Below are 23,334 nucleotides of genomic sequence, written 5' to 3'. Positions count from 1 at the left end.
CTCACTCCCCTCCCCGCTCCTTCGCCGATCCGCCCTCGCCCGTGATCGGGGTGCCGATGTCCAGGCCCGGGAAGAGGACCGGGAGGTTGAGCTTCACGGTCGCCTTGTAGACGTCGCCCGCCTCACCGCACTGCACGCTCATGTGCCAGGCGCCGGCGATGTGCCGGCGCGCCGCGGCATCGCACGCCCCGTCCCCGTGCACCGCGCCCACCCGGGCCGCCTCGTCCGCCGCGTTGCCCGCCAGGGAGAACGCGTACCCGATCAGTACGCACTCCCACACCGCCGCCACGAGCAGCAGGATCAGGGGCACCATGCCGACGAACTCGACCGCCACCTGGCCGCGGTCTCCGCGACCGCCCCGGGCGGCCCGGGCGGGTCTGCGCGCGGGCATCCGTCAGCCCTCCCGGCCGCGGCGCAGCCAGGGGCCGGCCGTGCGGGCCACCGCTCGGGGGGGCCGTACCGCGAGGGCCGTGCCCGGGCTTCCCGGGGCGGCGGCCTCGGGTTCCGCCGTGGCCGGGGGTGTCAGCAGACCGAGTTCGCCGGCCAGGGTCCACAGCGCCTGCTTGACGGTGGAGCGGTTGTCGAGGTCCTGCACCCGGCCCGCGTCGATGACCGCCTGGAGTTCTTTGAAGGCGGCCGGGACCGGGGTCCGGGTGGCCCGGGTCTTCGTGATCTTCTCGATCAGCGCGGGCTGGATCTCGGTGTGCTTGCTCCAGCGGTTGACCACCATGGCGGTGTCCTCCGCCTTGCGGACCTGGAGCCGTTCCCACATCCGGACCAGGCGCTTGGCGGCGCGTACGCAGACCACGTCCGGCGTGGTGACCAGGACGGCCACGTCCGCCGACTCCACCGCCGCCGCGTTCGCGCCGGTGACCTGGGTGCCGCAGTCGATGACGACGAGCTCGTACCGGCTGCGCAGGGCGGCGAGGATGTGCCGGGCGGCGCGTTCGTCGACCTCCTCACCGCGTTCGCCGTCGGCCGGGGCCAGCAGCAGCGCCAGCCCGGTCCGGTCGTCGTAGACCGCGTCCTGGAGCACCCGCGGCGAGATGTCCTGGATGCCGGCGAGGTCGGCGATCGAGCGCCGGAACTGCACGTCGAGGTACGAGCCGACGTCGCCGGCCTGGAGGTCCATGTCGACCAGGGCGGTACGCCGTCCCGAGGCGGCCGCGGCGAGCGCGAACTGCACGGCGGTGAAGGTGGTGCCGACGCCGCCCTTGGCTCCGGTGACGGTGACCACCCTGCCGCCGGGGCCGGTGAACACGTCGGCTCCCCGGCCGAGGTGGCGGCGCACTCCCACGGACCACTGGGCGGCGGACTGGACGCGGGCGGCGAGTTCCTCGTACGCGAGCGGCAGACCGATCAGGCCGCGCGCGCCGGAGTCCATTGCGGCCGAGAACAGCGCCGGGCCGGCATCGGAGGACACCAGCACCACACCGACCGCCGGGAAGCGGAGCGCGACCTCGCGGATCAGGTCGAGGGCGGGCACCGGACCGATCCGCTCGTGGACGAGGACGACCTCGGGCAGTTCGTCGATGGACTCGGCGGCCAGCCGGCCCAGGGTGTCGAGCAGCGTGGTGGAGTCGGGGACCGGGGCGCCCGGCTCGGCGGCCGGGAGCTGGCTGAGGAGGGTGGAGATGGCTCGGGCGGCGTCCGGGTCGCCGGCCGCGGGGAGGATTCGGGTGGTCATCCGGGCCTCACTTGTCCCCGTCGAGGGTGTACGTGCGGTCGCCCGCACCGGGCGCGGAGTCGGTGCCGGGGGCCACGAGGGCCAGGCGTACGTGCTCCGCGAAGGACTCGGCGTACGCGACGCGCTGGGTGTCCTTGGTGTTCAGGGCGAAGGTGATCGGGACCGCCTCGGCGGGGCCCTTCTTGTCGCTGTCCTTGTCGAGGGCGGTGAGCTTGCCGACGTTCAGGACGCGGGCGTTGGACACGATGATCACCGAGCGCGAGGGCTCGGTGTCCTTGGCGCCCTTGAAGGTGGCGATGATGTTGACCTTGGCGCCGGAGTAGATCTTTCCGGCGACGCCGGTCGCCGCGTCGATCATGATGGCGATCTCCTGCTCACCGGGCTGGAGCTGCGGCTTGTCGACGAACATGCCCGCCTGGAGCAGCGAGCCCTTGCGCAGGGTGGTGAGCGTGATCTTGTCCTTGAGCTGCCCGAGGTCCGTGACGGCGGTGTCGGCCAACCAGCGCTTGGGGATGGAGACTTCCTCGAACTGGCCCGGCGAAAGCGGGCTGTACGGCGCGATGTCGCCCTTGGCGCGGTAGGCGACGACCTCGGCCCCGACCTTGGAATTGACGTCGCCGATCACCACGAGGACCCCGCCGAACGCCGCGAGGGCGCACAGGACCGACAGGACCAGCAGGATGACGCCGCGGCGCTGGCGTGAGTTCATGTGCCGTACTACCTCGCCGTTCTTCGATCGTTCGGGGCGGTCAGTGTCTTGGTCCTGGGGCGCCGGAGAAGGCCGGGGGCGCGCTCCGGCCCCCGTTCCCGGCCGGCGGCGGTGCGGTCAGCGGTGCGGCGCAGAACCCGCAGCGGTCGCCGATGAGTTCGAGGCCGCACCAGTGGCACTGCTCGCGCCGGACGGAAGCCACCAGCTGGTAGAGCACGGCCGGGTCCGGGATGGCGGCGGCGAATTCCACGAGCTTCGGCGTGGCCCACCAGACGGGCGAGTCGGCCGGGAGCGGGTTCTCCATCACGCCCTGGACCCGCCAGGCGGGGGCGAGTTCGGCCGCCACCCAGTCGGAGGCGAGCTGGCCGCGCGCGAAGGTGAGGTGGGTGGCGAACGCGGGGCCGGGCGGTAGCCCGGAGCCGCCGCCGTGCGCGCCGCCGCCGTGCGCCCCGCCACCGGAGCCGGTCAGTTTGGCCAGGTGCGGGGTCGGGTGGGCCAGTACGGCGAACTGCGCGCTCGGCGACCACGACCGGGCGTGCGCCTTGAGGCCGACGGGGACCCGGTCCAGTTTGGCGACCGAGCCCAGCAGGGCCCCGGCGTGGATGTAGTGGGACAGGAGCCGGGCGGCGGAGGCGATGATCCCGGGGCTGAAGTCGCAGACGCTGAGCTGGCGCAGCTGACGTACCAGCAGGGCCGTTGCCAGCGGAGGCAGATCGATGTCGAGGAGCGCGATCCGGTCGGTTTCGAGGATGGCCCGCACCGCGTGCAGCCGCTGGACGGTCGCCGTGGGCAGCCAGGGCGGTACGACGGCCACGAGGTGGCCGTGGCGCTCCAGCAGGGCGCTCGCCTCGGCGATGGCGCCCGCCAGGTCGAGCTGTCCGGGCGGATGCAGGACGACGGCCGGCGGCGTGTGCCGGTCAGGGGCCGGCAGCACCAGATCGGCGCTGGTGACGGCAATGGCGGTCGGCACGCGAATCCCCCTGTTCACCCCGTACGCCCCATGTGTCGGCGCCGCCGCCACGTACGCGCACCCCTGCGCGACCGCAAACGATCGGTGCCCTTCCCCCTTGCCCCAGCACCATATCCGCGTCGTCCCTGGCAGGGCAGGGCCTTGGTGATTCCCGTCCAGGAGGCCCTTGGCACAGGTGGCGGGAAAACCGGACAACCGGGATCGGATGCCCAATCAATTCAAGCCACATTGCAAAGAGTCTTGACACGGGGATTGGTCTGGACCAACTTGGGGCCAGCGCGTCGCCACCCACCGACGGGGCTTCCCCCACCCATGGCTCCGGGCGTTGACCCGCGTGTTCCACCGCCCCCTTTCACATCCCCTTCTCCCCCCACGGAGACCACGTGAACCGCATACGCCCGCTCGCCCTCCTGGGCGCCGCCACCCTGACCGCAGGCGGTCTGACCGCCCTCGCCACCGGCACCGCGCAGGCCGCCGACGTCAACGTCGCCCGCAACGGAGGCTTCGAGTCCGGGCTCTCCAACTGGACCTGCACCGCCGGGAGCGGGGCCGTCGTCTCCTCCCCCGTGCACGCCGGGGCCGCCGCCCTCAGGGGCACCCCGTCGGGCCAGGACAACGCGCAGTGCAGTCAGACCGTCACGGTCAAGCCGAACTCGACGTACACGCTCGGCGAGCAGGTGCAGGGCTCGTACGTCTACCTCGGCGTGACCGGCACCGGCACGCAGGACGCGTCCACCTGGACCCCCGGCTCGGGCGGCGGCTGGCAGCAGCTGTCGACCACGTTCACGACGGGGCCGAACACCACGCAGGTCACGGTGTGGACGCACGGCTGGTACGGGCAGCCCGCCTACGTCGTCGACGACTTCAGCGTCTTCGGCCCGGACGGGGGCGGCGGCACCGACCCCGGCCCGTCCGTTCCCGGCGCCCCGGCCGGGGCCGCCGTTTCCGGCCAGAGCGCGAACGGGCTCACCCTTTCGTGGAACGCGGTCAGCGGGGCCACCGGCTACTACCTCTATCAGGACGGAGTCCGCGTCAAGACCGTGTCCGGCTCCCCCGCCCAGATCACCGGGCTCGCCGCGGCCACCTCGTACTCCTTCCAGGTGAGCGCGTACAACGCGGCCGGCGAGGGCCCGAAGTCGGCGGCGGTGACCGGCACGACGACCGGCGGCGGGAACCCGAACCCGAACCCGTCGGTGCCCAAGCACGCGCTGACCGGCTACTGGCAGAACTTCAACAACGGCGCGACCGTCCAGAAGATCTCCGACGTCCCGTCCCAGTACGACATCGTCGCCGTCTCCTTCGCCGACGCCACGACCACGCCCGGGGCCATCGCCTTCAACCTCGACTCGGCCGGCCTCGGCGGCTACACCGTCGCCCAGTTCAAGGCCGACATCGCCACGAAGAAGGCGGCCGGGAAGTCGGTCATCCTCTCCATCGGTGGCGAGAAGGGCACCATCTCGGTGAACGACCCGGCCTCCGCGAACAACCTGGCGAATTCGGCGTACGCGCTGATGCAGGAGTACGGCTTCAGCGGGATCGACATCGACCTGGAGAACGGCCTCAACCCGACCTACATGACGCAGGCGCTGCGCTCGCTGTCCGCCAAGGCCGGCTCGTCGCTCGTCATCACGATGGCGCCGCAGACCATCGACATGCAGTCGACGGCGGGCGGCTACTTCAAGACGGCGCTGAACATCAAGGACATCCTGACCGTCGTCAACATGCAGTACTACAACAGCGGCTCGATGAACGGCTGCGACGGCAAGGTCTACGCGCAGGGCTCGGTGGACTTCCTCACCGCACTGGCCTGCATCCAGCTGGAGGGCGGTCTCGACCCCTCGCAGGTGGGCATCGGCGTGCCGGCCTCGCCGAGCGGCGCGGGCAGCGGGTACGTCTCCCCGACCGTCGTGAACAACGCGCTGGACTGCCTGACCAGGGGCACGAACTGCGGGTCCTTCAAGCCGTCGAAGACCTACCCGGGGCTGCGCGGTGCGATGACCTGGTCGACCAACTGGGACGCCAAGGCGGGTGGCGCTTGGTCCAACGCGGTGGGTCCGAAGGTTCACGGCTTGCCCTAGGCGGTACGTGTGGGGGTGGCCGTCCCGGCATTTTGGCCGGAATGCAGTTCTTGACCGGGACATGCCACAAGAGCACGCTGTGCGCGTCCGCACGGCTACCCCCACACTCCCACCCAGGAGAACGCATGCGGCTCCACACCCGACGCAGGGCCGCCGTCACGGCGGCCCTGCTCGCTCTGGCGCTCGGCGCACCCGCCTACGGCATGAGCGCGACGGCGGCCCCGCCGCCCACCCCCTCGACCGCCACCCAGGACGAGGCGATCAACCAGTACGAGATCAAGGGCCCGGCCACGGCGGCCGAGCGAACGGCCCTGCTCCGTACGGGCGTCTCGATCGACGAGGTCGACGCCCGCTCGGTCGTCGTCAGCGCCGACACCATGCAGGCGGCGCAACTGCGGGCGCTCGGCTACGAGCTCACCGCGCTGCCCGGGCCGCCGGACCGCTCCGAGCGGGGTGTCACGGCGAGCCCGATGGACTTCCCGTCCAAGGACTCGATGTACCACAACTACGCCGAGGCGAGCGCGGAGATCGACCAGCGCATCGCCCAGTACCCCTCGATCATGAGCAAGAAGGTGATCGGAAAGTCATACCAGGGCCGGGACATCGTCGCCATCAAGATCAGCGACAACGTCGCGACCGACGAGAACGAGCCCGAGGTGCTCTTCACGCACCACCAGCACGCCCGCGAGCACCTGACCGTCGAGATGGCGCTCTACCTGCTCAAGGAGTTCGGCTCCAAGTACGGCAGCGACACGCGGATCACCAACATGGTCAACGCCCGCGAGATCTGGATCGTGCCGGACCTCAACCCGGACGGCGGCGAGTACGACATCGCGACCGGCTCCTACCGCTCCTGGCGCAAGAACCGGCAGCCGAATTCCGGCTCGTCGTACGTCGGCACCGACCTGAACCGGAACTGGGACTACAAGTGGGGCTGCTGCGGCGGCTCCAGCGGCAGCAAGAGCTCCGAGACCTACCGCGGTGCGGCCGGCGAGTCGGCCCCCGAGGTGAAGGTGGTCGCGGACTTCGTCCGCAGCCGCGTGGTCGGTGGCAAGCAGCAGATCACCGCAGCCATCGACTTCCACACGTACAGCGAGCTGGTGCTGTGGCCGTTCGGGTGGACGTACAACGACACGGCGCCGGGCCTGACGGCCGATGACCTCGCCGTGTACAAGACCATCGGCACGAGCATGGCCAACAGCAACGGCTACACCCCGGAGCAGTCGAGCGACCTGTACATCACGGACGGCACGATCGACGACTGGCTGTGGGGCAACCAGAAGATCTTCGCCTACACCTTCGAGATGTACCCGTCCGACACCGGCGGCGGGGGCGGCTTCTACCCGCCGGACGAGGTGATCGACCGGGAGACGACGCGCAACCGCGACGCCGTCCTGCAACTGCTGGAGAACGCGGACTGCATGTACCGCGCGATCGGGAAGCAGTCGCAGTACTGCGCGTAGCGCCTTGCGGATCCGGACCGGGGGCGCCCCACCGCCAGGGGGGCGCCCCGCTCGGCGTTCAGGCGGCGGGGAGGAACGCCAGCGTGCGCCTCGTGTCGCGGTGCGCGGGCCCGAGCACCCGGACACGGGCGCGGTGGACCTCCTCGAAGAGCGGGCGGGCCGCGGCTTCGCCCTCGACGAGCAGCACCGTGTGGGCCAGGGCGAACCGGGTGTCCAGGGTGTGCGGGTGTTCCGCGCCGAGCACTCGGGTCCTCGCCCCGCACACCTCCTCGTACAGCAGCCGGGCCGCCCGCGGGTCGTCGCCGTGCACCACCACGGCGAGGTTGTGGGCGATGTGCAGCGCGCGGTAGTGGTCCGGGCCCAGCGTGTTCCGGCTGCGTTCGTACAACTGCCGGAACATGTCCCCGGACGCCGCATCACCGGCACGGGCCAGCATGACGGCCAGCGCGTCGCCGGCGCCGAGGCTGTCGGGGTGGTCCGGGCCGTTGACCCGCACGGCTTCCAGGTACGCCTCCTCCGCGAGTCCGCACGCGACTGCCCGGTCCCCGTGCCGGTACACGGACCTGGCGTGGCAGGCCCTGGTGTACAGGGTCAGGGGGTGTGCCGGACCGAGGTGTTCGGTCGCCTCGCGGACGAGCCCCTCCAGTGCGTCCAGGGTGCACGGCCGCCGTCCGCCCACCTGCCGGCGCCCGCGGACCTGTCGCACCCGGGCGGCCAGCACCACGGCATGGTGCGGCCCGTACTCCGCGGCCAGGTCGGGCAGCAGGCCGCCGAGGCGGTCCAGGGCCTCCTCCGCATCGCCGGCCAGAAAGCCGGCACGGACCGCGCCGAGCCGGGCGAGCAGGGTGATCCGGTCGGCCGGCCCGCTGCCGGCCAGGTCCCGGTGGAGCCGGCGCCCCAGCGCCGGGTCGCCGGCGCTGGTGGTCCACGCGGCCAGGCGGAGTGCGGCGAGCCGGGTGAGCGGGTGCCGGGCGCCCAGCACTTCGCGACAGTCGGCGGACAGGGCGGCGGTCAGTACGCGCGCCGTGCGCACGTCCCCCGCCTCCCCGGTCCAGTACGCGACGACGTGGCGGACCGGGAGCATCCCCGGATCGTGCGGCCCGAGGGCTCGCTCGGCGCAGCGCAGGAGTTCCCGGGATACGTCGCAGGCCCGGCGGTAGAGGCCCAGTGCCGCCAGCTCGCCGACCACGGCCGCGATGCGGGTGAGGCGGCCGTCCGTCAGCCAGGCGGACTCGGTCCCGGTACCCATGCCGGCCCGTTCGAGCGGGTCGTCCCAGCCGAGCGCCCCGCCGGTCAGGGCGCCGGCCGGCGGGGCGTCGCGCCGGCCCCGGTCGTCGAGGGTTTCCCATCTCCCCTGCCAGGAAGTCCTCTCGCGCCAGGGTGCTGCGGCCGGATCCCCGGGCGCCGTGCGCGCGAGCAGGAGTTCCACCAGAGCCGCGAGTTGCCCGGTGCACGACTTGCCGACCCTCCTGTCCCCGTCCTCCAGCAGGCGGTGCACGCTCGACCTGGGCAGGTGGGGATTCGCCTTCCGCATCTCCTGGAAGGTCATTCTGGAGGCCTTTTTCAGCGCCCGCAGATCGGAGCGGAACCGGCGCCATGAGTCCGTCATGGCGCCGATCCTTCCGCACGGGCAACCGCCGCGGGCCGTGTTCGGGACGTCCCGGCCGCCGTCCGGAACGGGCCGCGCCCGTCCGTGAACGCGGGGGAACGGGCGCGGCCGTGGCCTGCTGGTGGTCACGGCCGGAGCGCACGCCCCGGCCTCGACCGGACGGAGTTCCACCATGACCGTGTCCACACCCGCGCGCCGCCCGTACTTCGAGCTGCGTGTCGGCGCCTTCGAGATGAGCCTGTCACGGCGCCCGGCCCGGCTGATCGGCTGGCTGGGCTCCGCGCTCGTCACGGCGGGTGGCGCCTGGCTGGGCGCCAACTGGCCGTTCTGACGGGCTGTTCAGGACAGGACGGCGAGAGCGTCGATCTCGATGAGGAGGCCCGCGGGCAGGCCGACGTAGACCGTGGTGCGGGCGGCCGGGGCCTCCCGCAGGCCCTGCTCCTCGAAGTACGCGTCGTAGAGGTCGTTCATCTCGGCGAAGTGCCCGGTGTCGGTCAGGTACACCCGGATCATCATCACGTCGTCCCAGCCCGCACCCCCGGCCTCCAGTACGGAGCGGACGTTCTCCAGGGTCTGGAGGGTCTGTTCGCGCAGGGTCGGCCCGGCGGGGGTGGGCGGACGGCCGTCCACGTGCGGGAGGAAACCGACCTGGCCGGCGACCTGGAGGACGTTCCCCTTGCGGACGCCGTGCGAGAACCGTGCGGGCGGGGTGGTGTGGGTGTCGGGCGTGATGGCGGTCTTCTCGGTCGCGCGGGGCGTGCGGGTCGCGTCGGTCACGGGGTGTCGTCCTTCTGTGCGGAACCGGAGTACTCCCGGCTGATGGTGTCGGCGGTGCGCAGGACCAGCGGCAGCAGTTCGAGCAGGCCCTCGGCGGTGACGACCACGCTCGGCGCGGAGACGGACAGGGCGGCGACGACCCGTCCGTCCGGCCCGCGCACGGGCGCGCCCAGGCAGTTGACGGACTCCTCGTGCCCGCCCAGGTCCGTGGCCCAGCCCTGCTCCCGTACGAGGGCCAGCTCGCGCAGGAAGGCCTGCGCGTCGGGGGTGGAACGGGGTGTGTGGCGCGGGTAGTCGATCCGCTCGGCGAGGCTGCGCCGCTCCTCCTCGGGGAGGTCGGCGAGCAGCAGCTTCGCGACGGCGGCGACGGTGAGCGGGACGGGTCTGCCGATGCGGGAGTACATCCGGACCGGGTAGCGGCTCTCGACCTTGTCGACGTACACGACCTCGTCGTCCTGGTGGAGGGCGAGGTGCACGGTGTGGCCGGTGAGCCGGTTGAGCTCGACGAGGTGGGGGTGGGCGATGGTGCGGACGTCCAGGTTCTCGACGGCCTCCGCGGCGAGCGCGAACAGTTGGGCCCCCAACCGGTAGCGGCCGTCGGGCTGGCGGTAGACGAATCCGTGCTCGTGCAGGGTGCGCAGTAGCCGTAGCGCGGTGCTCTTGTGGACGTCGAGCTCCTCGGCGACCTCGCCGAGGCCCGCCGGGCCCCGTGCCAGCAGCGGCATGATCCGAAGCGCCCGCTCCACCGACTGACTCACGCCGCGCCCTCTCGTGCCGGTCTGCCGCAGTGCCGCGCGGCAGGGCGGACGTTGACCCGCCGTCACCCGGGATGTTAGACAGCTTGCAGCGCCACACGCAATGACCGTTGCACGACCTGCAACACCACTCGCCATACCTCGGGAGGCACCGCACATGCCCAGTGACCCCGTCCAGGCCCTCGCGGCCGAACCGGTGGACCACCGCTTCAAGGGCCTGCCCCCGGACGCCGCATCGCTCGGCCTCACCGTCGGCGCCCTGGCGGCCGAGCGCCGGGACCTCTACACGGGCGGGTTCACCACGCCGGTGCTCACCCTCGACGCCGAGGCGCTGGAGCACAACCTCACCGCCCTCGGCACGTACGCCGCCCGCCACGACCTCGCCTTCGCCCCGCACGGCAAGACCTGCATGGCGCCGCAGCTCTTCCGGCGCCAGCTCGAACACGGTGCCTGGGGCATCACCGCCGCCGTCCCCCACCAGGTCCGCGTCTACCGCGCCTTCGGCATCCAGCGGATCTTCCTGGCCAACGAGCTCGTCGACCCGGCGGCACTGCGCTGGGTGGCCGCCGAACTCGCCGCCGACGCCGGCTTCCGCTTCCTCTGCTACGTCGACTCCGTGCGCGGCGTCCAGCTGATGGACCGGGCCCTGCAGGGGCAGCCCCAGGTCGTCGACGTCGTCGTCGAACTCGGCGCCGGCGAGGGCGCCCGTACCGGCGCGCGGACCGACGAGGACTGCCGGGCCGTCGCCGACGCCGTGGCCGAGACCTCCACCCTGCGCCTGGTCGGCGTCGCCGGGTACGAGGCCGAGGTCCCCGACGCCGACCCGGATTCGGTCCACGCGTACCTGCGCCGGCTCACCGCGCTCGCCGTCGAGTTCGACAAGGCCGGGCGGTTCGCCCGTACCGACGAGATCGTCGTCAGCGCCGGCGGTTCGGCCTGGTTCGACGCCGTCGCCGATGTGTTCGCCGAGCTCCCGGAGCTGTCCCGGCCCGTCCTGCGGCTGCTGCGCTCCGGCGCGTACGTGTCCCACGACCACGGCTGGTACACCCGCCTCACCCCCTTCAACCGGGTCCCCGAGGAGGGCGGCCTGCGCCCCGCCTTCCGGCTCTGGACCCAGGTCGTCTCCCGGCCTTCGCCCACGCAGGCCTTCGTCAACGCCGGCAAGCGCGACATCGCCTACGACCTGGGCCTGCCCGAGGCCGAGCTGGTCCGCGACGCCCTGACCGGCGAGGAGCGCCCGGCCGGCGGCGTCCGCGTGGTCAAACTGTCCGACCAGCACGCCTGGCTGGAGACGGACTCCGCCGAGGACGTGCAGGTCGGCGACTGGGTGGCGCTCGGCATGTCCCACCCCTGCACGATCTTCGAGAAGTGGCCTCTGATCCCGGTCGTGGAGGCCGACGGCACGGTCACCGACTACGTCCGCACCTTCTTCTAGCGCAGCCGCGCCGGTGGACCTGGTCATCCACGGGGCCCGCGTCGTCGACGGCACGGGCGGGCCCTCGTACACCGCCGACGTGGGCGTCCACGAGGGCCGGATCGCCGAGATCGGCCGGATCCGCTGCGGTGGCCTGCGGAACGTCGACGCGCACGGTCTCGCCCTGGCCCCGGGCTTCGTCGACATGCACGCGCACAGCGACCTCGCCCTGCTGCGCGACCCGGACCACAGCGCCAAGGCCGCCCAGGGCGTGACCCTCGAAGTCCTGGGCCAGGACGGGCTCTCGTACGCGCCCGCCGACGACCGCACCCTCGCCGGGGTCCGGGCCGCGATCACCGGCTGGAACGGCACGGGCGACGACATCGCGTTCGACTGGCGGGACGTGCGCGGCTACCTGGACCGGCTCGACCGCACCGGCATCGCCGTCAATGCCGCGTACCTCGTCCCCCAGGGCACCGTCCGCGCGTACGCCCTCGGCTGGGACGACCGCCCCGCCACCCCCGCCGAGCTCGACCGGATGCGCACGCTCGTCGCCGAGGGCCTCGCGCAGGGCGCCGTCGGGATGTCCTCCGGGCTGACCTACACCCCGGGCATGTACGCGTCCGACGCCGAACTGACCGAGCTGTGCCGGGTGGTGGCCGCGTACGGCGGCTACTACTGCCCGCACCACCGCTCGTACGGGCGCGGCGCGCTCGCCGCGTACGCCGAAGTGATCGGGCTGGCCCGGGAGGCGGGCTGCGCCCTGCACCTCGCGCACGCCACCATGAACTTCGCGGAGAACGAGGGCCGGGCGGGCGAACTCCTGGCCCTCCTGGACGGGGCCCTCGCCGCCGGGGCCGACATCACCCTCGACTCCTACCCGTACACCCCCGGCTGCACGACCCTCGCCGCGCTCCTCCCGGGCTGGGCCCACGAGGGCGGGCCCGGCGCCGTACTCGCCCGCCTGCGCGACGACGCCGAGGCCGAGCGGATCCGGTACGCGCTGGAGGTGACCGGGGCGGACGGCTGCCACGGCGTCCCCGTCGACTGGACGACGATCGAGATCTCGGGGACGGCGGACCCCGCGCACGGGGCGTACGTCGGCACGCGCCTGCGGGACTGGGAGAGCGCCCGGCGGCTGCTGCTGGCGGACCGGCTCGGGCCGACGGTCCTCCAGCACGTCGGCCACGAGGAGAACGTCCGGGCGATCATGCGACACCGGGTGCACACCGGCGGCTCCGACGGCATCCTCCAGGGAGCGAAACCGCATCCGCGGGCGTACGGGACCTTCCCGCACTACCTCGGGCACTACGTGCGCGAGCTCGGCGTGCTCTCGCTGGAGGAGTGCGTGGCCCACCTGGCGGGCCGTCCGGCCGCCCGACTGCGGTTGTCCGACCGGGGGTTGCTGCGCACCGGGTACCGCGCCGACCTCGTCCTCTTCGATCCGGACACGGTCGCGGCCGGATCCACGTACGAGAGCCCGCGCGCACTGCCGGTCGGTATCCCGCACGTGCTGATCGACGGCCGGTTCGTGATGCGGGACGGGCGCAGGACGGACGTTCTGGCCGGCCGGGCGGTCCGCAGGACACCGCACCACGGCCGTTGAGGCGCCAGGTCGTTGGGGTCGGGGGCGTCGGCGATCCGAGGCGTCCGCCTACGATGGGCGGCATGTTCGCCTTTGTCCCCGCCGCGCTGTTTTTCCTCCTCTTCTGCGTGAGCGTGCGGGAGGACCGCCGGCGCTTCCGGAACGCGGTCCTCCTGGGCCTCACCCTCATGTGCGGGTCGATCGGCCTGTTGTTCCAGATACCCGCGCTGCCGTCACCGCTCGACGCGATGGCGGTGCTGCTGGTGCTCACGGTGCCGACGGTCGGCACGCTCGTCCTCGCCGGCTACCTGATCCGCAACGGCCTGACGATGGTCCGCAAGGAGGGCCGCAGGCCGACCAATCTGCTGTCCATGGCGGCGGGCCTGGGGATCCTCGCGCTGATCGCGCTGGTCCTCGGGGTGGCCGGCCGGGGCTCCCGGGTCGCGGACACGATGGTGGCGGGTCTGGTCATGCTCGTCGGCTACGTCTCCTTCCTCTTCCTCTGCTTCCTCGTCTACGCCTTCCTCTACGGCCGGATCACGGTCCGCGGCGACGTCGACTACGTGGTGGTGCTGGGCTCCGGCCTGATCTGCGGCGAGCGGGTGTCCCCACTGCTGGCCTCCCGGCTGGAGAAGGGCCGGGAGATACACGCCGCCCAGGTGGCCCGCGGCGGCCGGGTGCCGCTGCTGCTGGTCTCGGGCGGCCAGGGGACGGACGAGAAGCTCTCGGAGGCGCGGGCGATGGCCGACTGGCTGATCGCGCGGGGCGTCCCGGAGGAGCGGATACGGCTGGAGGACCGCTCCTGCACGACGAAGGAGAACCTGGCCTTCAGCCGCACGGTCATGGCGGAGGCCGATCCCGGCTACCGCTGCGTGGTCGTCACCAACAACTTCCACGCCTTCCGGGCCGCGATGACGGCCCGCAGGGCCGGGGTCAACGGGCAGGTGCTGGGCTCCCCGACCGCCACGTACTTCTGGCCGAGCGCCACCCTGCGCGAGTTCGTCGCGGTGTTCTGGGAACACCGGACGGTCAACCTCGGCATCTGCGCGGCCATCTCCGCCCTGACCACCGCGGCGGCCATCGCCCCGGTGTAGCGCCCCGGTGTAGCGCCCGGTTCGAGGCCCGGGACCGTGCGGGAGGGGCCGACATGCGTTCTTGGCGCCGCCGCCGGAGGATGAGGGGATCGGGGGGCATTCCGAGGAGGTAACCGATGGACAGTGAATCGGACCAGCAGCCCAAGCGGCCGGCCAAGCTGTACAGCGGCGGGGAGCGGCCGTACGACCCTGAGGACCTCGTGATGGTGCGAGGGATGGAGCCGACTCCGGAGCGGCTCGAAAAGGCGCGCCAGCTGATCGAGAAGGAGGGTCCGCAGGTCATCGAGCGCTACCTGCCCTGACGGGGGCGGTGGCGCTGCACGGAAGCTGCTGGCGGCCCCGGCCGGGGTCGGTCCCCGGCCGGGGCCACACGCATGCCGCTACGAAGCACTGCCCGCGGTGGCGGGAACGCCGGATGCGCGCAGGCTCCACCAGACCGAGCCGAGCAACAGCGCCCCGGGGAGGATCCCCGCGACGGCGGCGATGGCCGCCTGGGAGGAACCGAGGGCGGCCAGCACCAGGCCCGCGGCGCCGCACGCGGACATGGCGGCGGCCAGCCGGTTCAGGGCCGCCGTCCGCCAGACGGCGGCGAGCCCGAAGAAGTGCAGCCCGACCGCGAGCGCGACCCAGGCGACCACGGCGTGCGGGGCGTCCAGCGGGCCGTTGATGACGAGGATCCCGGCCGCGGCGACGAGCACTTCGGCGCCCACCACGTACACGTAGCGCCGGCCGAAGTACGACCGCGCCACGGCGCCCTCGGGCCTGTCCGGCCGGGGCGCGGGGCTGCGGCGGACCCCGCGGAACACGGCCAGGAAGGCGATCAGCGCGAGCACCCGCAGCGGGATGGCGGCCGCCGTCGGCAGGGCTGCCGCGTTCACCTGGATGAAGGCGAGCCCGAAGGTCGCCCCGATGATGCGACCCGTCTTTTCCCTTGTCATGGACACATGATCACCGATGGTGATCATGAGCCACAAAGCGCGCGCCCCGGGCCGGCCGCATCCAGAATCGGTGAAGGATCGTTAAGCCGCGTGGGGGGTCTGATTTCGGAGGCACCGCCATGCAGACGATCACCATCGACTGGGACCACCCCACCGACCCGAAGCCGGGCCGCGAACGGGACCACGTACAGGACTACGTGGCGACCGGCGGACTCGACGGCCACCTCTGGCACGGGGTCCCCACACTCCTGCTCACCACGTTCGACCGGGCCACGGGCCGCACCGCCCGGACCCCGCTGATCTACTCGACGGACGAGGGCCGGCACATCGTGCTCGCCGCCGACTGGGGCGCCCCGGAGCACCCGGCCTGGTACCGGAACCTGACGGCCCACCCCGAGGTCCGCCTCCAGGTCGGCGCGGCGGTGTTCCGGGCCACGGCCCGTACGGCGTGCCCGGCGGAGCGGGACGTCTACTGGCCGGCGATGACGGCCCTGTGGCCCCTCTTCGACGACTACCGCAGCGCCGCGGCCCCCCGGGAGATCCCCCTGGTGATCATCACCCCGTAGCGCCCGACCCCCACGGGCGGCGGCCGGGCCGGCCCTCAGGCGACGTCATAGACCGTCACCGCGACATCCCGGGCGCACAGAGCCCCGGTGACCAGCGGCTCGATGCGGGACCACGTGCCGCCGGCCAGGCCACAGCCGATGCGCGGCATGTGGACCGAGGCGCCCAGTTCGAGCGCGTGCCCCGCGAGGGCCGCGAGGCAGCGCTCCACCGCGTCGTAGCGGATCGGGGGGCCGCCGCTGCCCGTGCGTATGCCGCGCTGGCCGACCATGTTGGCCACCCAGACGTCCTCCCGCACCCGGACCAGCTGGACGGCGCCCAGCCCGAAGTCGTTGCCGCTGCGGCGCCGGTGCCAGGCCCGGAACTCCTTCTCGGGCTCGGGCCAGCGCTTCGAGAGGGCCACCACGAAGCCCTTGCCCCACCCTCCGATGTCGTTGCACACGTGCGCGATGATCTTCGGCCCCTTGGCCTGCGGACTGGTCGCGTCCCCCGCGATGATCCTCAGCTGCTCCATGCCCCGCCCCTTTCCCCCACCAGCGACTCTCCCCACCCACGACCGTACGGGCAGGCACTGACAACCGGGTCGTGCGTGGCCGCCGGCCGGCCCCGCCCCGCGCCGACCGCGGGCTCCCCGAAGTGACGAGCGCAACACCGTTACTCCCCCGCACCCGTGGACTCACCCATTCCGCAGGCCGGAACGCCGCGGTGGCCGCCGTTTCCAAGGGTGGACCGCACCGACACCCTCTCATCGCGCGAAACAGGACATATCCCACCCCCTAGTCCCGTTCCGAATAGCCCGGCGGACCGGCCGCCGGGCCCGTAAGCTCCCGTCATGCAGGTGATCCAGTCAACGAAACTCGCCAATGTCTGCTACGAGATCCGCGGCCCCGTCCTCGAAGAGGCGATGCGGCTCGAAGCAGCAGGTCATCGCATCCTCAAGCTGAACACCGGCAACCCCGCGGCCTTCGGCTTCGAGTGCCCGCCGGAGATCCTTGAGGACATGCTCCGCAACCTGGGCAACGCCCACGGGTACGGGGACGCGAAGGGGCTGCTCTCCGCGCGCCGCGCGGTCATGCAGCACTACCAGACCAAGGGCATCGAGCTGGACGTCGAGGACATCTACCTCGGCAACGGCGTCTCCGAACTGATCCAGATGTCGATGCAGGCGCTGCTCGACGACGGCGACGAGGTCCTCGTCCCCGCGCCGGACTACCCGCTGTGGACCGCCTCCGTCTCCCTGGCCGGCGGCACGGCCGTGCACTACCGCTGCGACGAGCAGTCCGACTGGATGCCGGACCTGGCCGACATCGAGCGCAAGGTCACCGACCGCACCCGCGCGATCGTGATCATCAACCCGAACAACCCGACCGGCGCCGTCTACGACGACGAGATGCTGCGCGGGCTCACCGACATCGCGCGCCGCCACAACCTGGTCGTCTGCTCCGACGAGATCTACGACCGGATCCTGTACGACGGCGCCACGCACACCAACACCGCCACCATTGCGCCCGACCTACTGACGCTCACCTTCAACGGGCTGTCCAAGAACTACCGCGTCGCCGGCTACCGGGCCGGGTGGATGGCGGTCTGCGGCCCCAAGAAGCACGCCTCGTCGTACATCGAGGGCCTGACGATCCTGGCCAACATGCGGCTGTGCGCGAACATGCCCTCGCAGCACGCCGTCGCGACCGCCCTCGGCGGCCGGCAGTCGATCAACGACCTGGTGCTGCCGGGCGGGCGGCTGCTGGAGCAGCGCGACACGGCGTACGACCTGCTGACGCAGATCCCGGGCATCACCTGCGTGAAGCCCAAGGGCGCGCTGTACCTCTTCCCGAAGCTCGACCCGGCCGTCTACAAGATCAAGGACGACCGCCAGATGGTCCTCGACCTACTGCGGGCCGAGAAGATCATGGTGGTCCACGGCACGGGCTTCAACTGGCCTGAGCCCGACCACTTCCGCATCGTGACGCTGCCGAACGCCAAGGACCTGGCGGACGCCGTGACCCGCATCGGCAAGTTCCTCGACGGGTACGGCCAGCCCTAGCCCCCGCATCCCAGATACCGGATCGAGCACAACTTTAGAACCGATCCAATGTAGGATGGCCTCCTGACCACGCAGGAGGCCTCCTCATGTACGAGCCGATCCGCACCAAGTCGGTCGTCCACCGCATGGGCGGCCACCCATCCGACAACCATGCCGGCTACCCACGGAGCAGCCGCGCCGAAGCGCTGGACACCCAGCTCGGCGGCCACCTGGCGGCCCTGCTCGCCGTCACCGACGAGCTCGGCCTCGACGGCGCCGCCGCCCGCATCGCCGCGCAGGTGACGCGGCTGCGCGGCTCCGAGCCCGCCCGTGCGCCGCACGCCGACGTCAACGACACCGCCGGCCTCACCGCCCTGCACCAGCGGGCCCATGACCTCGCCGGCCGCGCGCTGGTCGTCGCCGCGTCCCGCGCCGACACCACCGTCGCGATCCTCGCCGCCGAGCGCATGGACGCCCACGCCGCCGCCCTGGCCTCGCAGAACCTGGCCGGCAGCCTCTGACCGGCCCCGGTCCGGGGCCGCGGAGGCTCCGGACCGGGCGCCATCCCCCGGCTTACGGGGTCCGCGTGAACTCCGCGGCCGCGATGCCGCACCACGGCACGGTCGCGACCGGCCACACCGGCCCGACCGCCTCACCGCGCTCCGTCGCGCCCGGGACCACGCCCGGGACCCTCACCAGCGCCTGGGCCGCCCGGCCGCCCGGCTCCGCATCCGCCTCCTCACGGAACTCCACCGTGACGACGTACGCGCCGGTCCCCCCGGGCCGCCCCGCCACCTCCACCGCCGCGACCACCCGCCGGCTCCCGGCGTCGACCCGGCACCCGGTGACCCGTACGTCGTCCACCGCGGGCCGCGGCGGCGCCGCGCCCGGCTCGCCGCTGGCCCACACGTACAGGCCCAGCGGGGCGAACACCAGCAGGCCGGCCAGGACCGTCAGGCCGACCACCCAGCCCTGCCACTTCAACGCGCTCACGCCCATGTGACGATCCTCCCGGCCCGCCGCCCCGCCTGCCAGCACCGGCCGATCCACACAGCATTTCGAAGTGGGACCGCCTGGACACCTGACGTTCATGCGACTTCGCGCGGAATGTGGGTTTCCGCGAGCACGCTGCACCCGTGAGACGCATCCTAGGAATCGCCCTGGCGGTCCTCCTCCTCGGTGGCGTGGCCGCCATCTTGCTCGCCGGAGGAGACGAGCCGCCACACACGGCAACGAAGACCGTGAAAGGCGTCATCGGCTCCGAGAAGTCCGAATACTTCCGCGACCCCGACGTCGTCAAAGCCCTGGCCGACAAGGGCTACACCGTGAAGACCGAAACGTCCGGCTCCTGGGCGATGGACCAACTCGCCCTCAAGGACTTCGACTTCGCCTTCCCCAGCAGCAGCGAGCCCGCTCCGGAGATCGAGGCCGCGGCCGGCGTCAAGGGCGCCCAGACCACCAAGCCCTTCTTCTCCCCGCTCGTGGTCATCGCCCGCTCCAACGCCGCCAAGGTGCTCGCCGACAACAACCTCGCCAAGATGACCGGCAAGAACTGGGGGACCCTCTTCATGGGCCCCTACCTCAAGGCCGCCGACGAGAAGCGCAGTTGGCAGCAGCTGTCCGGCTCCGGCGCCTACGCCGAGCTGACGGGCACCGTGTTCATCAAGACCACCGACCCGGCGACGTCCAACTCCGGGGCCCTGTTCCTGGCCGCCACCTCGAACGTCGCCAACGGCAACAACGTGGTCTCCGACCAAGCCGGCATCGACCGCACCGCGCCCCTGATGCAGAAGCTGATCTCCGTCCAGGGCGCCCTGGAACCGAGCACCGACGATCCGTTCCGGGCCTTCATCTCCGGCAGCGGTGAACCGCTGATCCTCGCGTACGAGTCCCAGGTGGCGGCCCTGCTCCAGCAGAAGCAGGCGCCGGGCGACATGGTCGTGCTCTACCCGGACACCACCGTCAACTCCCCGCACACCTTCGTGCCGATCAGCGAGGACGCCAAGGAGCTCGGCAACCTCCTCGCCACCGACCCGAAGCTGCGCGAGCTGGCCGTCCGGCACGGGTTCCGGCCGCAGAACGGCGTGCCCGAGTTCACCGCGGCCACCGCCGCACACGCCGCGTACCTCAACCCGGAGCTGACCGGCATCCGCCAGATCAGCGCACCCACCGTCAAGATCCTCATGGCGCTGGCCGAGCGCGCCAAGGGCTAGGGGGACCATCCACATGACTTTGACTCCGCCCGAGGAGAGCCCGCTCGTCCTCACCGCTCCCGAACCCGTCGCCCCCGTCAAGCGGGAGCAGGCCTCGGGCCTCGTACCGCTCCAGGACGGGGTGCACGAGGAGATGGCCCGCCGGGCCGGGGAGTACATCGGCTCGCTCGCCGGGATCGACACCCGCTCCCCCGAGTTCGCGGGCCGCGTCGGCGAGATCTCCGGTCTCGGCTCCGCCGACATCCGCAGCGCCGCCCAGCAGTCCAACCGGATGCTCGACCGCGCCGTGCGGTCCCTCGGCTCCGACGGCGGCGACGCCCAGGCCCGGGTCGCGGGCTCGCTGGTCGAGCTGCGCCGCACCGTGGAGGACCTCGACCCGCGTGACGCGCCCGCCAAGGGCGTCAAGGCGCTCCTGGCGAAGCTGCCCGGTGGCAACCGGTTCCGCGACCGCGTGGCCAAGTACGCCTCCTCGCAGACCACCCTCAACAAGATCGTGGGCGCGCTGCGCGGCGGCCAGGACGAGCTGCGCCGCGACAACGCGGCCCTGCACACCGAGCGGGCACGCCTGTGGGAGACCATGGGCAAGCTCCAGGAGTACGCGGTCCTCACCGAGGCCCTCGATGCGGCCGTCGAGCAACGGATCGCCGAGTCGCAGCACACGGACCCGCAGGCGGCCGACGTGATGCGCGCCGACCTCCTCTTCCCGGTCCGGCAGAAGCACCAGGACCTGCTGACCCAGCTGGCGGTGTGCGCGCAGGGCTACCTGGCGATGGACGTGGTCCGCCGCAACAACGACGAGCTGATCAAGGGCGTCGACCGGGCCGCCACCACCACCGTCTCCGCACTGCGGATCGCCGTGATGCTGGCCTCGGCCCTGGAACGGCAGGGTGCGGTGATCGAGCAGGTCAACGCTCTGCAAGGGGCCACCGAGGGCCTGATCCTGGGCAATGCGGAGATGCTGTCCTCGCAGAGCGGGGAGATCCAGCGGATCGCCGCGAACCCGGCGGTGGGCGCGGAGACGCTGCGTACGGCCTTCGCGCAGATCTACCGGACGCTGGACGCGATCGACACCTTCAAGGCGCAGGCCACCGAGAACATGGCCGCCACCGTCGAGTCCCTGACCGGCGAGCTGCGGTCCGCCTCGGCCCACCTGGCCCGTACCCGCACCTCCGGTGTCCTGGAAGGCGGGCTCCAGTGAACGTCCGTACCGCATCCCTGCGCAGAAGGCTGGCCGCGGCCATCGCGCTCACCGCGACCCTGTTCGGGGCCTCGGCCTGCACCTCCGAGGGGCCCGCGAAGCCCAAGGGGGCGACCTACCAGGAGGGCAGACTGCGGGTCCTGGCCTCCAGCGAACTGGCCGACATGGAGCCGGTGCTGAAGGCCGCGAAGGCCGCCACCGGGATCAGCGTCGAGCTCACCTGGTCCGGCACCCTGGACGCGGCCGAGCAGGTCGCCTCCGGGAAGGCCGACGGCAAGTACGACGCGATCTGGCTGTCCTCCAACGACTATCTGCGGCTGCGGCCCGAGGCCGCCGGCAAGCTCAGCAGCGAGACGTCGGTGATGTCCTCGCCGGTCGCGCTCGGCATACGGGCGCAGGCGCTGGCCCGGCTCGGCTGGAAGCCGGAGGAGGTCACCTGGTCGGCGGTGCACGAGGCCGTCGCCGCCGGGAAGCTGACGTACGGGATGACCGACCCGGTGCGCTCCAACTCCGGTTTCTCCGCGCTGATCTCGGTGGCCTCGGGGTTGTCGGGCGCGCAGGCGGCGCTGACCGACGCGGACGTGAAGACGGCGCAGCCCAAGCTGAAGGAGTTCTTCGCCGGGCAGAAGCTGACCTCGGGCTCCTCCGGCTGGCTGGCCGCCGCGTACGCCAAGCGCGGGGACGTGGACGCCGTCGTCAACTACGAGTCCGTGCTGCTGTCGATGAACCGGGACGCGAAGACGGACCTGACGGTGATCCGGCCGCGCGACGGGGTGGTCACCGCCCACTACCCACTGACCCTGCTGACCTCGGCCCCTGCCGGGGCCCGCGAGTCGGGACGGGCGCTGACCGACTACCTCAGCGGCGCCGAGGCCCAGAAGGCGATCACCGAGAAGACGTTCCGCCGCCCGGTGACGGCCGGGGTGGCGCCTGCCGCCGGGCTCAACGCGGACAAGCGGCGCGAGCTGCCGTTCCCCGGCACCCGGTCGGTCGCCGACGGGCTGCTGGCCTCGTACGAGAACGAGCTGCGCCGCCCCTCGCGCACGGTGTACGTGCTGGACACCTCGGGCTCGATGGCGGAGGAGGACCGCATCGGGCGGCTGCGTTCGGCGCTCACCGAGTTGACGGGGACGGGCAGTTCGGGGCCCGGGCAGCGGTTCCGGGACCGCGAGGAGGTGACGCTGCTGCCGTTCGGCGACAAGGTGAAGGAAGTGCTGACGCACGTCGTCGAGCCGGGTGCTCCGGGGCCCGCGCTGGACGCCATCCGGGGCGATGTGAACGCGCTGCGGCCGGAGGGGGGTACGGCGGTGTACGGCAGTCTGAAGGCCGCGTACGAGCACCTCGGGAAGGGCGGCGCGGACGCGTTCACCTCGATCGTGCTGATGACGGACGGGCAGAGCGGCGACAAGGTCAAGGACTTCGACGCCTTCTACGCCGGGCTGCCGGACGCGCAGAAGCACACGCCGGTCTTCGCGGTGCTGTTCGGGGACTCGGACCGCAAGGAGCTCGGCCACATCACAGAACTGACCGGCGGGCGGCTCTTCGACGCCACCGACGGCAACGGTTCGCTGGACGGCGCCTTCGAGGAGATCCGTGGCTACCAATAGGGTGCTCGGCTGGCTGGAGTCGAAGAAGAACCTGGCGGGCAGTGCCTGCGGACTGGTCGGGGTGGGCCTGACCGTCACCGGGGTCGCCGGCACGTACTGGCCGCTGGTCGTGGCCGGGCTGTACGGCGCGGGCGCGCTGATCGCCCCGCCGGAGCCACCGGCGCCGCCCGAGCCCGTGGGCCCCACCGAGCAGCTGGGCGGCGTACGGGAGCGGTTCGGCCGGCTGCGGGAGTACGTGGCCGAGGTGGAGCTACCGGCTCCGGCCGAGGGTCGGCTCGCGGAGCTGATGGACCTGTACGGGGCGCTGCTGGAGCCGGGGTGGGTGGCCGATGTCCTGGCAGCCGACCCGGAGTCGGTGCACGCACTGTCGCGGGCGATCGAGCTGGACGTGCCGGAGTGCGTGGACACGTACAACCGGACGCGCTGGTGGACCCGGCTCACCCCGGGCGGGGAGTCGCCGGAACGCCATCTGGAGCGGCAGCTGTCGCTGCTGTCCGAGGAGGCGGAACGCCTGACGGCGGACCTCCGTGAAACGGAGGCCCGCCGTCAGCAGACGCACACGACCTACCTGGAGGAGCGCGGACAACACTCCTGACAGGCACGCGGCCGGTGCTGCGGTGGGAACCGCTTGGTCGGGGGCTCCCACACTC

Annotated in this window: 24 protein-coding genes; 14 read left to right on the top strand and 10 right to left on the bottom strand. The window is 72.2% G+C overall.

Annotated elements, in window-relative coordinates:
- Position 1 precedes the first annotated feature (1 nt).
- Genes OG974_RS26265 through OG974_RS26250 form a run of 4 tightly spaced genes read right to left on the bottom strand, consistent with a single transcriptional unit; the run spans position 2 to position 3,366 of the window.
- Positions 2-391, bottom strand: coding sequence for a TadE family protein (locus OG974_RS26265; protein WP_327285138.1), 390 nt, complete (start codon positions 389-391; stop codon positions 2-4).
- A gap of 3 nt (positions 392-394) precedes the next feature.
- Positions 395-1,687 carry a CpaE family protein gene (locus tag OG974_RS26260; protein ID WP_371644645.1) on the bottom strand — a complete coding sequence of 431 codons (1,293 nt, stop codon included), beginning with the start codon at positions 1,685-1,687 and terminating at the stop codon, positions 395-397.
- A gap of 7 nt (positions 1,688-1,694) precedes the next feature.
- Positions 1,695-2,396, bottom strand: a complete 702-nt coding sequence (gene cpaB, locus OG974_RS26255; protein WP_329314396.1) for a Flp pilus assembly protein CpaB — start codon at positions 2,394-2,396, stop codon at positions 1,695-1,697.
- Positions 2,397-2,436: 40 nt separating this feature from the next.
- Entirely contained in the window at positions 2,437-3,366 is a 930-nt protein-coding gene (locus OG974_RS26250) for a hypothetical protein (RefSeq protein ID WP_327285135.1), read from the bottom strand.
- Positions 3,367-3,749: 383 nt separating this feature from the next.
- Here OG974_RS26250 and OG974_RS26245 point away from each other — a divergent pair, with 383 nt between their 5' ends.
- Entirely contained in the window at positions 3,750-5,444 is a 1,695-nt protein-coding gene (locus OG974_RS26245; protein WP_327285134.1) for a glycosyl hydrolase family 18 protein, read from the top strand.
- 125 nt (positions 5,445-5,569) lie between these two features.
- Complete coding sequence (locus tag OG974_RS26240; protein WP_327285133.1) at positions 5,570-6,907, top strand: M14 family metallopeptidase; 1,338 nt, start codon at positions 5,570-5,572, stop codon at positions 6,905-6,907.
- Positions 6,908-6,965: 58 nt separating this feature from the next.
- Here OG974_RS26240 and OG974_RS26235 read toward each other — a convergent pair whose 3' ends face one another.
- Positions 6,966-8,516, bottom strand: coding sequence for a tetratricopeptide repeat protein (locus tag OG974_RS26235; protein ID WP_327285132.1), 1,551 nt, complete (start codon positions 8,514-8,516; stop codon positions 6,966-6,968).
- Positions 8,517-8,688: 172 nt separating this feature from the next.
- On the opposite strand from OG974_RS26235, the gene OG974_RS26230 reads away from it, so the two are divergent.
- Complete coding sequence (locus OG974_RS26230) at positions 8,689-8,847, top strand: hypothetical protein (protein WP_327285131.1); 159 nt, start codon at positions 8,689-8,691, stop codon at positions 8,845-8,847.
- A gap of 8 nt (positions 8,848-8,855) precedes the next feature.
- On the opposite strand, the gene OG974_RS26225 is transcribed toward OG974_RS26230, so the two are convergent.
- Positions 8,856-9,293, bottom strand: coding sequence for a RidA family protein (locus OG974_RS26225; protein ID WP_327285130.1), 438 nt, complete (start codon positions 9,291-9,293; stop codon positions 8,856-8,858).
- Positions 9,290-10,051 (bottom strand): IclR family transcriptional regulator, encoded by a 762-nt coding sequence (locus tag OG974_RS26220; protein WP_327285129.1) that lies wholly within the window; start codon positions 10,049-10,051, stop codon positions 9,290-9,292. The genes OG974_RS26225 and OG974_RS26220 overlap by 4 nt, the downstream gene beginning before the upstream one ends.
- Positions 10,052-10,205: 154 nt before the next feature.
- Here OG974_RS26220 and OG974_RS26215 point away from each other — a divergent pair, with 154 nt between their 5' ends.
- From OG974_RS26215 to OG974_RS26200, 4 genes are all read left to right on the top strand, one after another.
- Positions 10,206-11,483 (top strand): amino acid deaminase, encoded by a 1,278-nt coding sequence (locus tag OG974_RS26215; protein ID WP_327285128.1) that lies wholly within the window; start codon positions 10,206-10,208, stop codon positions 11,481-11,483.
- Positions 11,484-11,496: 13 nt separating this feature from the next.
- Complete coding sequence (locus tag OG974_RS26210; RefSeq protein ID WP_328763482.1) at positions 11,497-13,068, top strand: D-aminoacylase; 1,572 nt, start codon at positions 11,497-11,499, stop codon at positions 13,066-13,068.
- A 62-nt stretch (positions 13,069-13,130) separates the two neighbouring features.
- Entirely contained in the window at positions 13,131-14,141 is a 1,011-nt protein-coding gene (locus OG974_RS26205; protein ID WP_328763481.1) for a YdcF family protein, read from the top strand.
- A 116-nt stretch (positions 14,142-14,257) separates the two neighbouring features.
- The gene (locus OG974_RS26200) at positions 14,258-14,443 is read left to right on the top strand and encodes a hypothetical protein (RefSeq protein ID WP_327285125.1); all 186 of its coding nucleotides are present in this window, start codon (positions 14,258-14,260) and stop codon (positions 14,441-14,443) included.
- 78 nt (positions 14,444-14,521) lie between these two features.
- Here the strand turns inward: OG974_RS26200 and OG974_RS26195 are convergent, their stop codons facing one another.
- Positions 14,522-15,079 (bottom strand): hypothetical protein, encoded by a 558-nt coding sequence (locus OG974_RS26195; protein WP_371644641.1) that lies wholly within the window; start codon positions 15,077-15,079, stop codon positions 14,522-14,524.
- Between the two features lie 119 nt (positions 15,080-15,198).
- Here OG974_RS26195 and OG974_RS26190 point away from each other — a divergent pair, with 119 nt between their 5' ends.
- Entirely contained in the window at positions 15,199-15,645 is a 447-nt protein-coding gene (locus tag OG974_RS26190; protein WP_327285123.1) for a nitroreductase family deazaflavin-dependent oxidoreductase, read from the top strand.
- Between the two features lie 35 nt (positions 15,646-15,680).
- On the opposite strand, the gene OG974_RS26185 is transcribed toward OG974_RS26190, so the two are convergent.
- The gene (locus OG974_RS26185) at positions 15,681-16,157 is read right to left on the bottom strand and encodes a macro domain-containing protein (protein ID WP_327285122.1); all 477 of its coding nucleotides are present in this window, start codon (positions 16,155-16,157) and stop codon (positions 15,681-15,683) included.
- 318 nt (positions 16,158-16,475) lie between these two features.
- Between OG974_RS26185 and OG974_RS26180 the strand changes: the two genes are divergently transcribed.
- Both OG974_RS26180 and OG974_RS26175 read left to right on the top strand, forming a co-directional pair.
- On the top strand, positions 16,476-17,687 hold the full coding sequence (locus OG974_RS26180) for a pyridoxal phosphate-dependent aminotransferase (RefSeq protein ID WP_327285121.1): 1,212 nt from the start codon (positions 16,476-16,478) through the stop codon (positions 17,685-17,687).
- A gap of 86 nt (positions 17,688-17,773) precedes the next feature.
- Complete coding sequence (locus OG974_RS26175; protein ID WP_327285120.1) at positions 17,774-18,187, top strand: hypothetical protein; 414 nt, start codon at positions 17,774-17,776, stop codon at positions 18,185-18,187.
- 52 nt (positions 18,188-18,239) lie between these two features.
- Here the strand turns inward: OG974_RS26175 and OG974_RS26170 are convergent, their stop codons facing one another.
- On the bottom strand, positions 18,240-18,659 hold the full coding sequence (locus OG974_RS26170) for a hypothetical protein (protein ID WP_327285119.1): 420 nt from the start codon (positions 18,657-18,659) through the stop codon (positions 18,240-18,242).
- A 143-nt stretch (positions 18,660-18,802) separates the two neighbouring features.
- Here OG974_RS26170 and OG974_RS26165 point away from each other — a divergent pair, with 143 nt between their 5' ends.
- The 4 genes from OG974_RS26165 to OG974_RS26150 are packed head-to-tail and all read left to right on the top strand — an operon-like array spanning position 18,803 to position 23,279.
- Complete coding sequence (locus OG974_RS26165; RefSeq protein WP_327285118.1) at positions 18,803-19,879, top strand: hypothetical protein; 1,077 nt, start codon at positions 18,803-18,805, stop codon at positions 19,877-19,879.
- 13 nt (positions 19,880-19,892) lie between these two features.
- A complete protein-coding gene (locus OG974_RS26160; protein ID WP_371644638.1) occupies positions 19,893-21,077 on the top strand; it encodes a toxic anion resistance protein in 1,185 nt (394 codons plus the stop codon).
- Positions 21,074-22,684 carry a VWA domain-containing protein gene (locus OG974_RS26155; protein ID WP_327285116.1) on the top strand — a complete coding sequence of 537 codons (1,611 nt, stop codon included), beginning with the start codon at positions 21,074-21,076 and terminating at the stop codon, positions 22,682-22,684. The genes OG974_RS26160 and OG974_RS26155 overlap by 4 nt, the downstream gene beginning before the upstream one ends.
- The gene (locus OG974_RS26150; RefSeq protein WP_327285115.1) at positions 22,671-23,279 is read left to right on the top strand and encodes a hypothetical protein; all 609 of its coding nucleotides are present in this window, start codon (positions 22,671-22,673) and stop codon (positions 23,277-23,279) included. The genes OG974_RS26155 and OG974_RS26150 overlap by 14 nt, the downstream gene beginning before the upstream one ends.
- Positions 23,280-23,334: the final 55 nt, after the last annotated feature.

The organism is Streptomyces sp. NBC_00597, assembly GCF_041431095.1.
Taxonomy (GTDB): Bacteria; Actinomycetota; Actinomycetes; order Streptomycetales; family Streptomycetaceae; genus Streptomyces.
The sequence above is the reverse complement of the archived record's forward strand: the minus strand, read 5'-3'. Positions and strand labels throughout refer to the sequence as shown.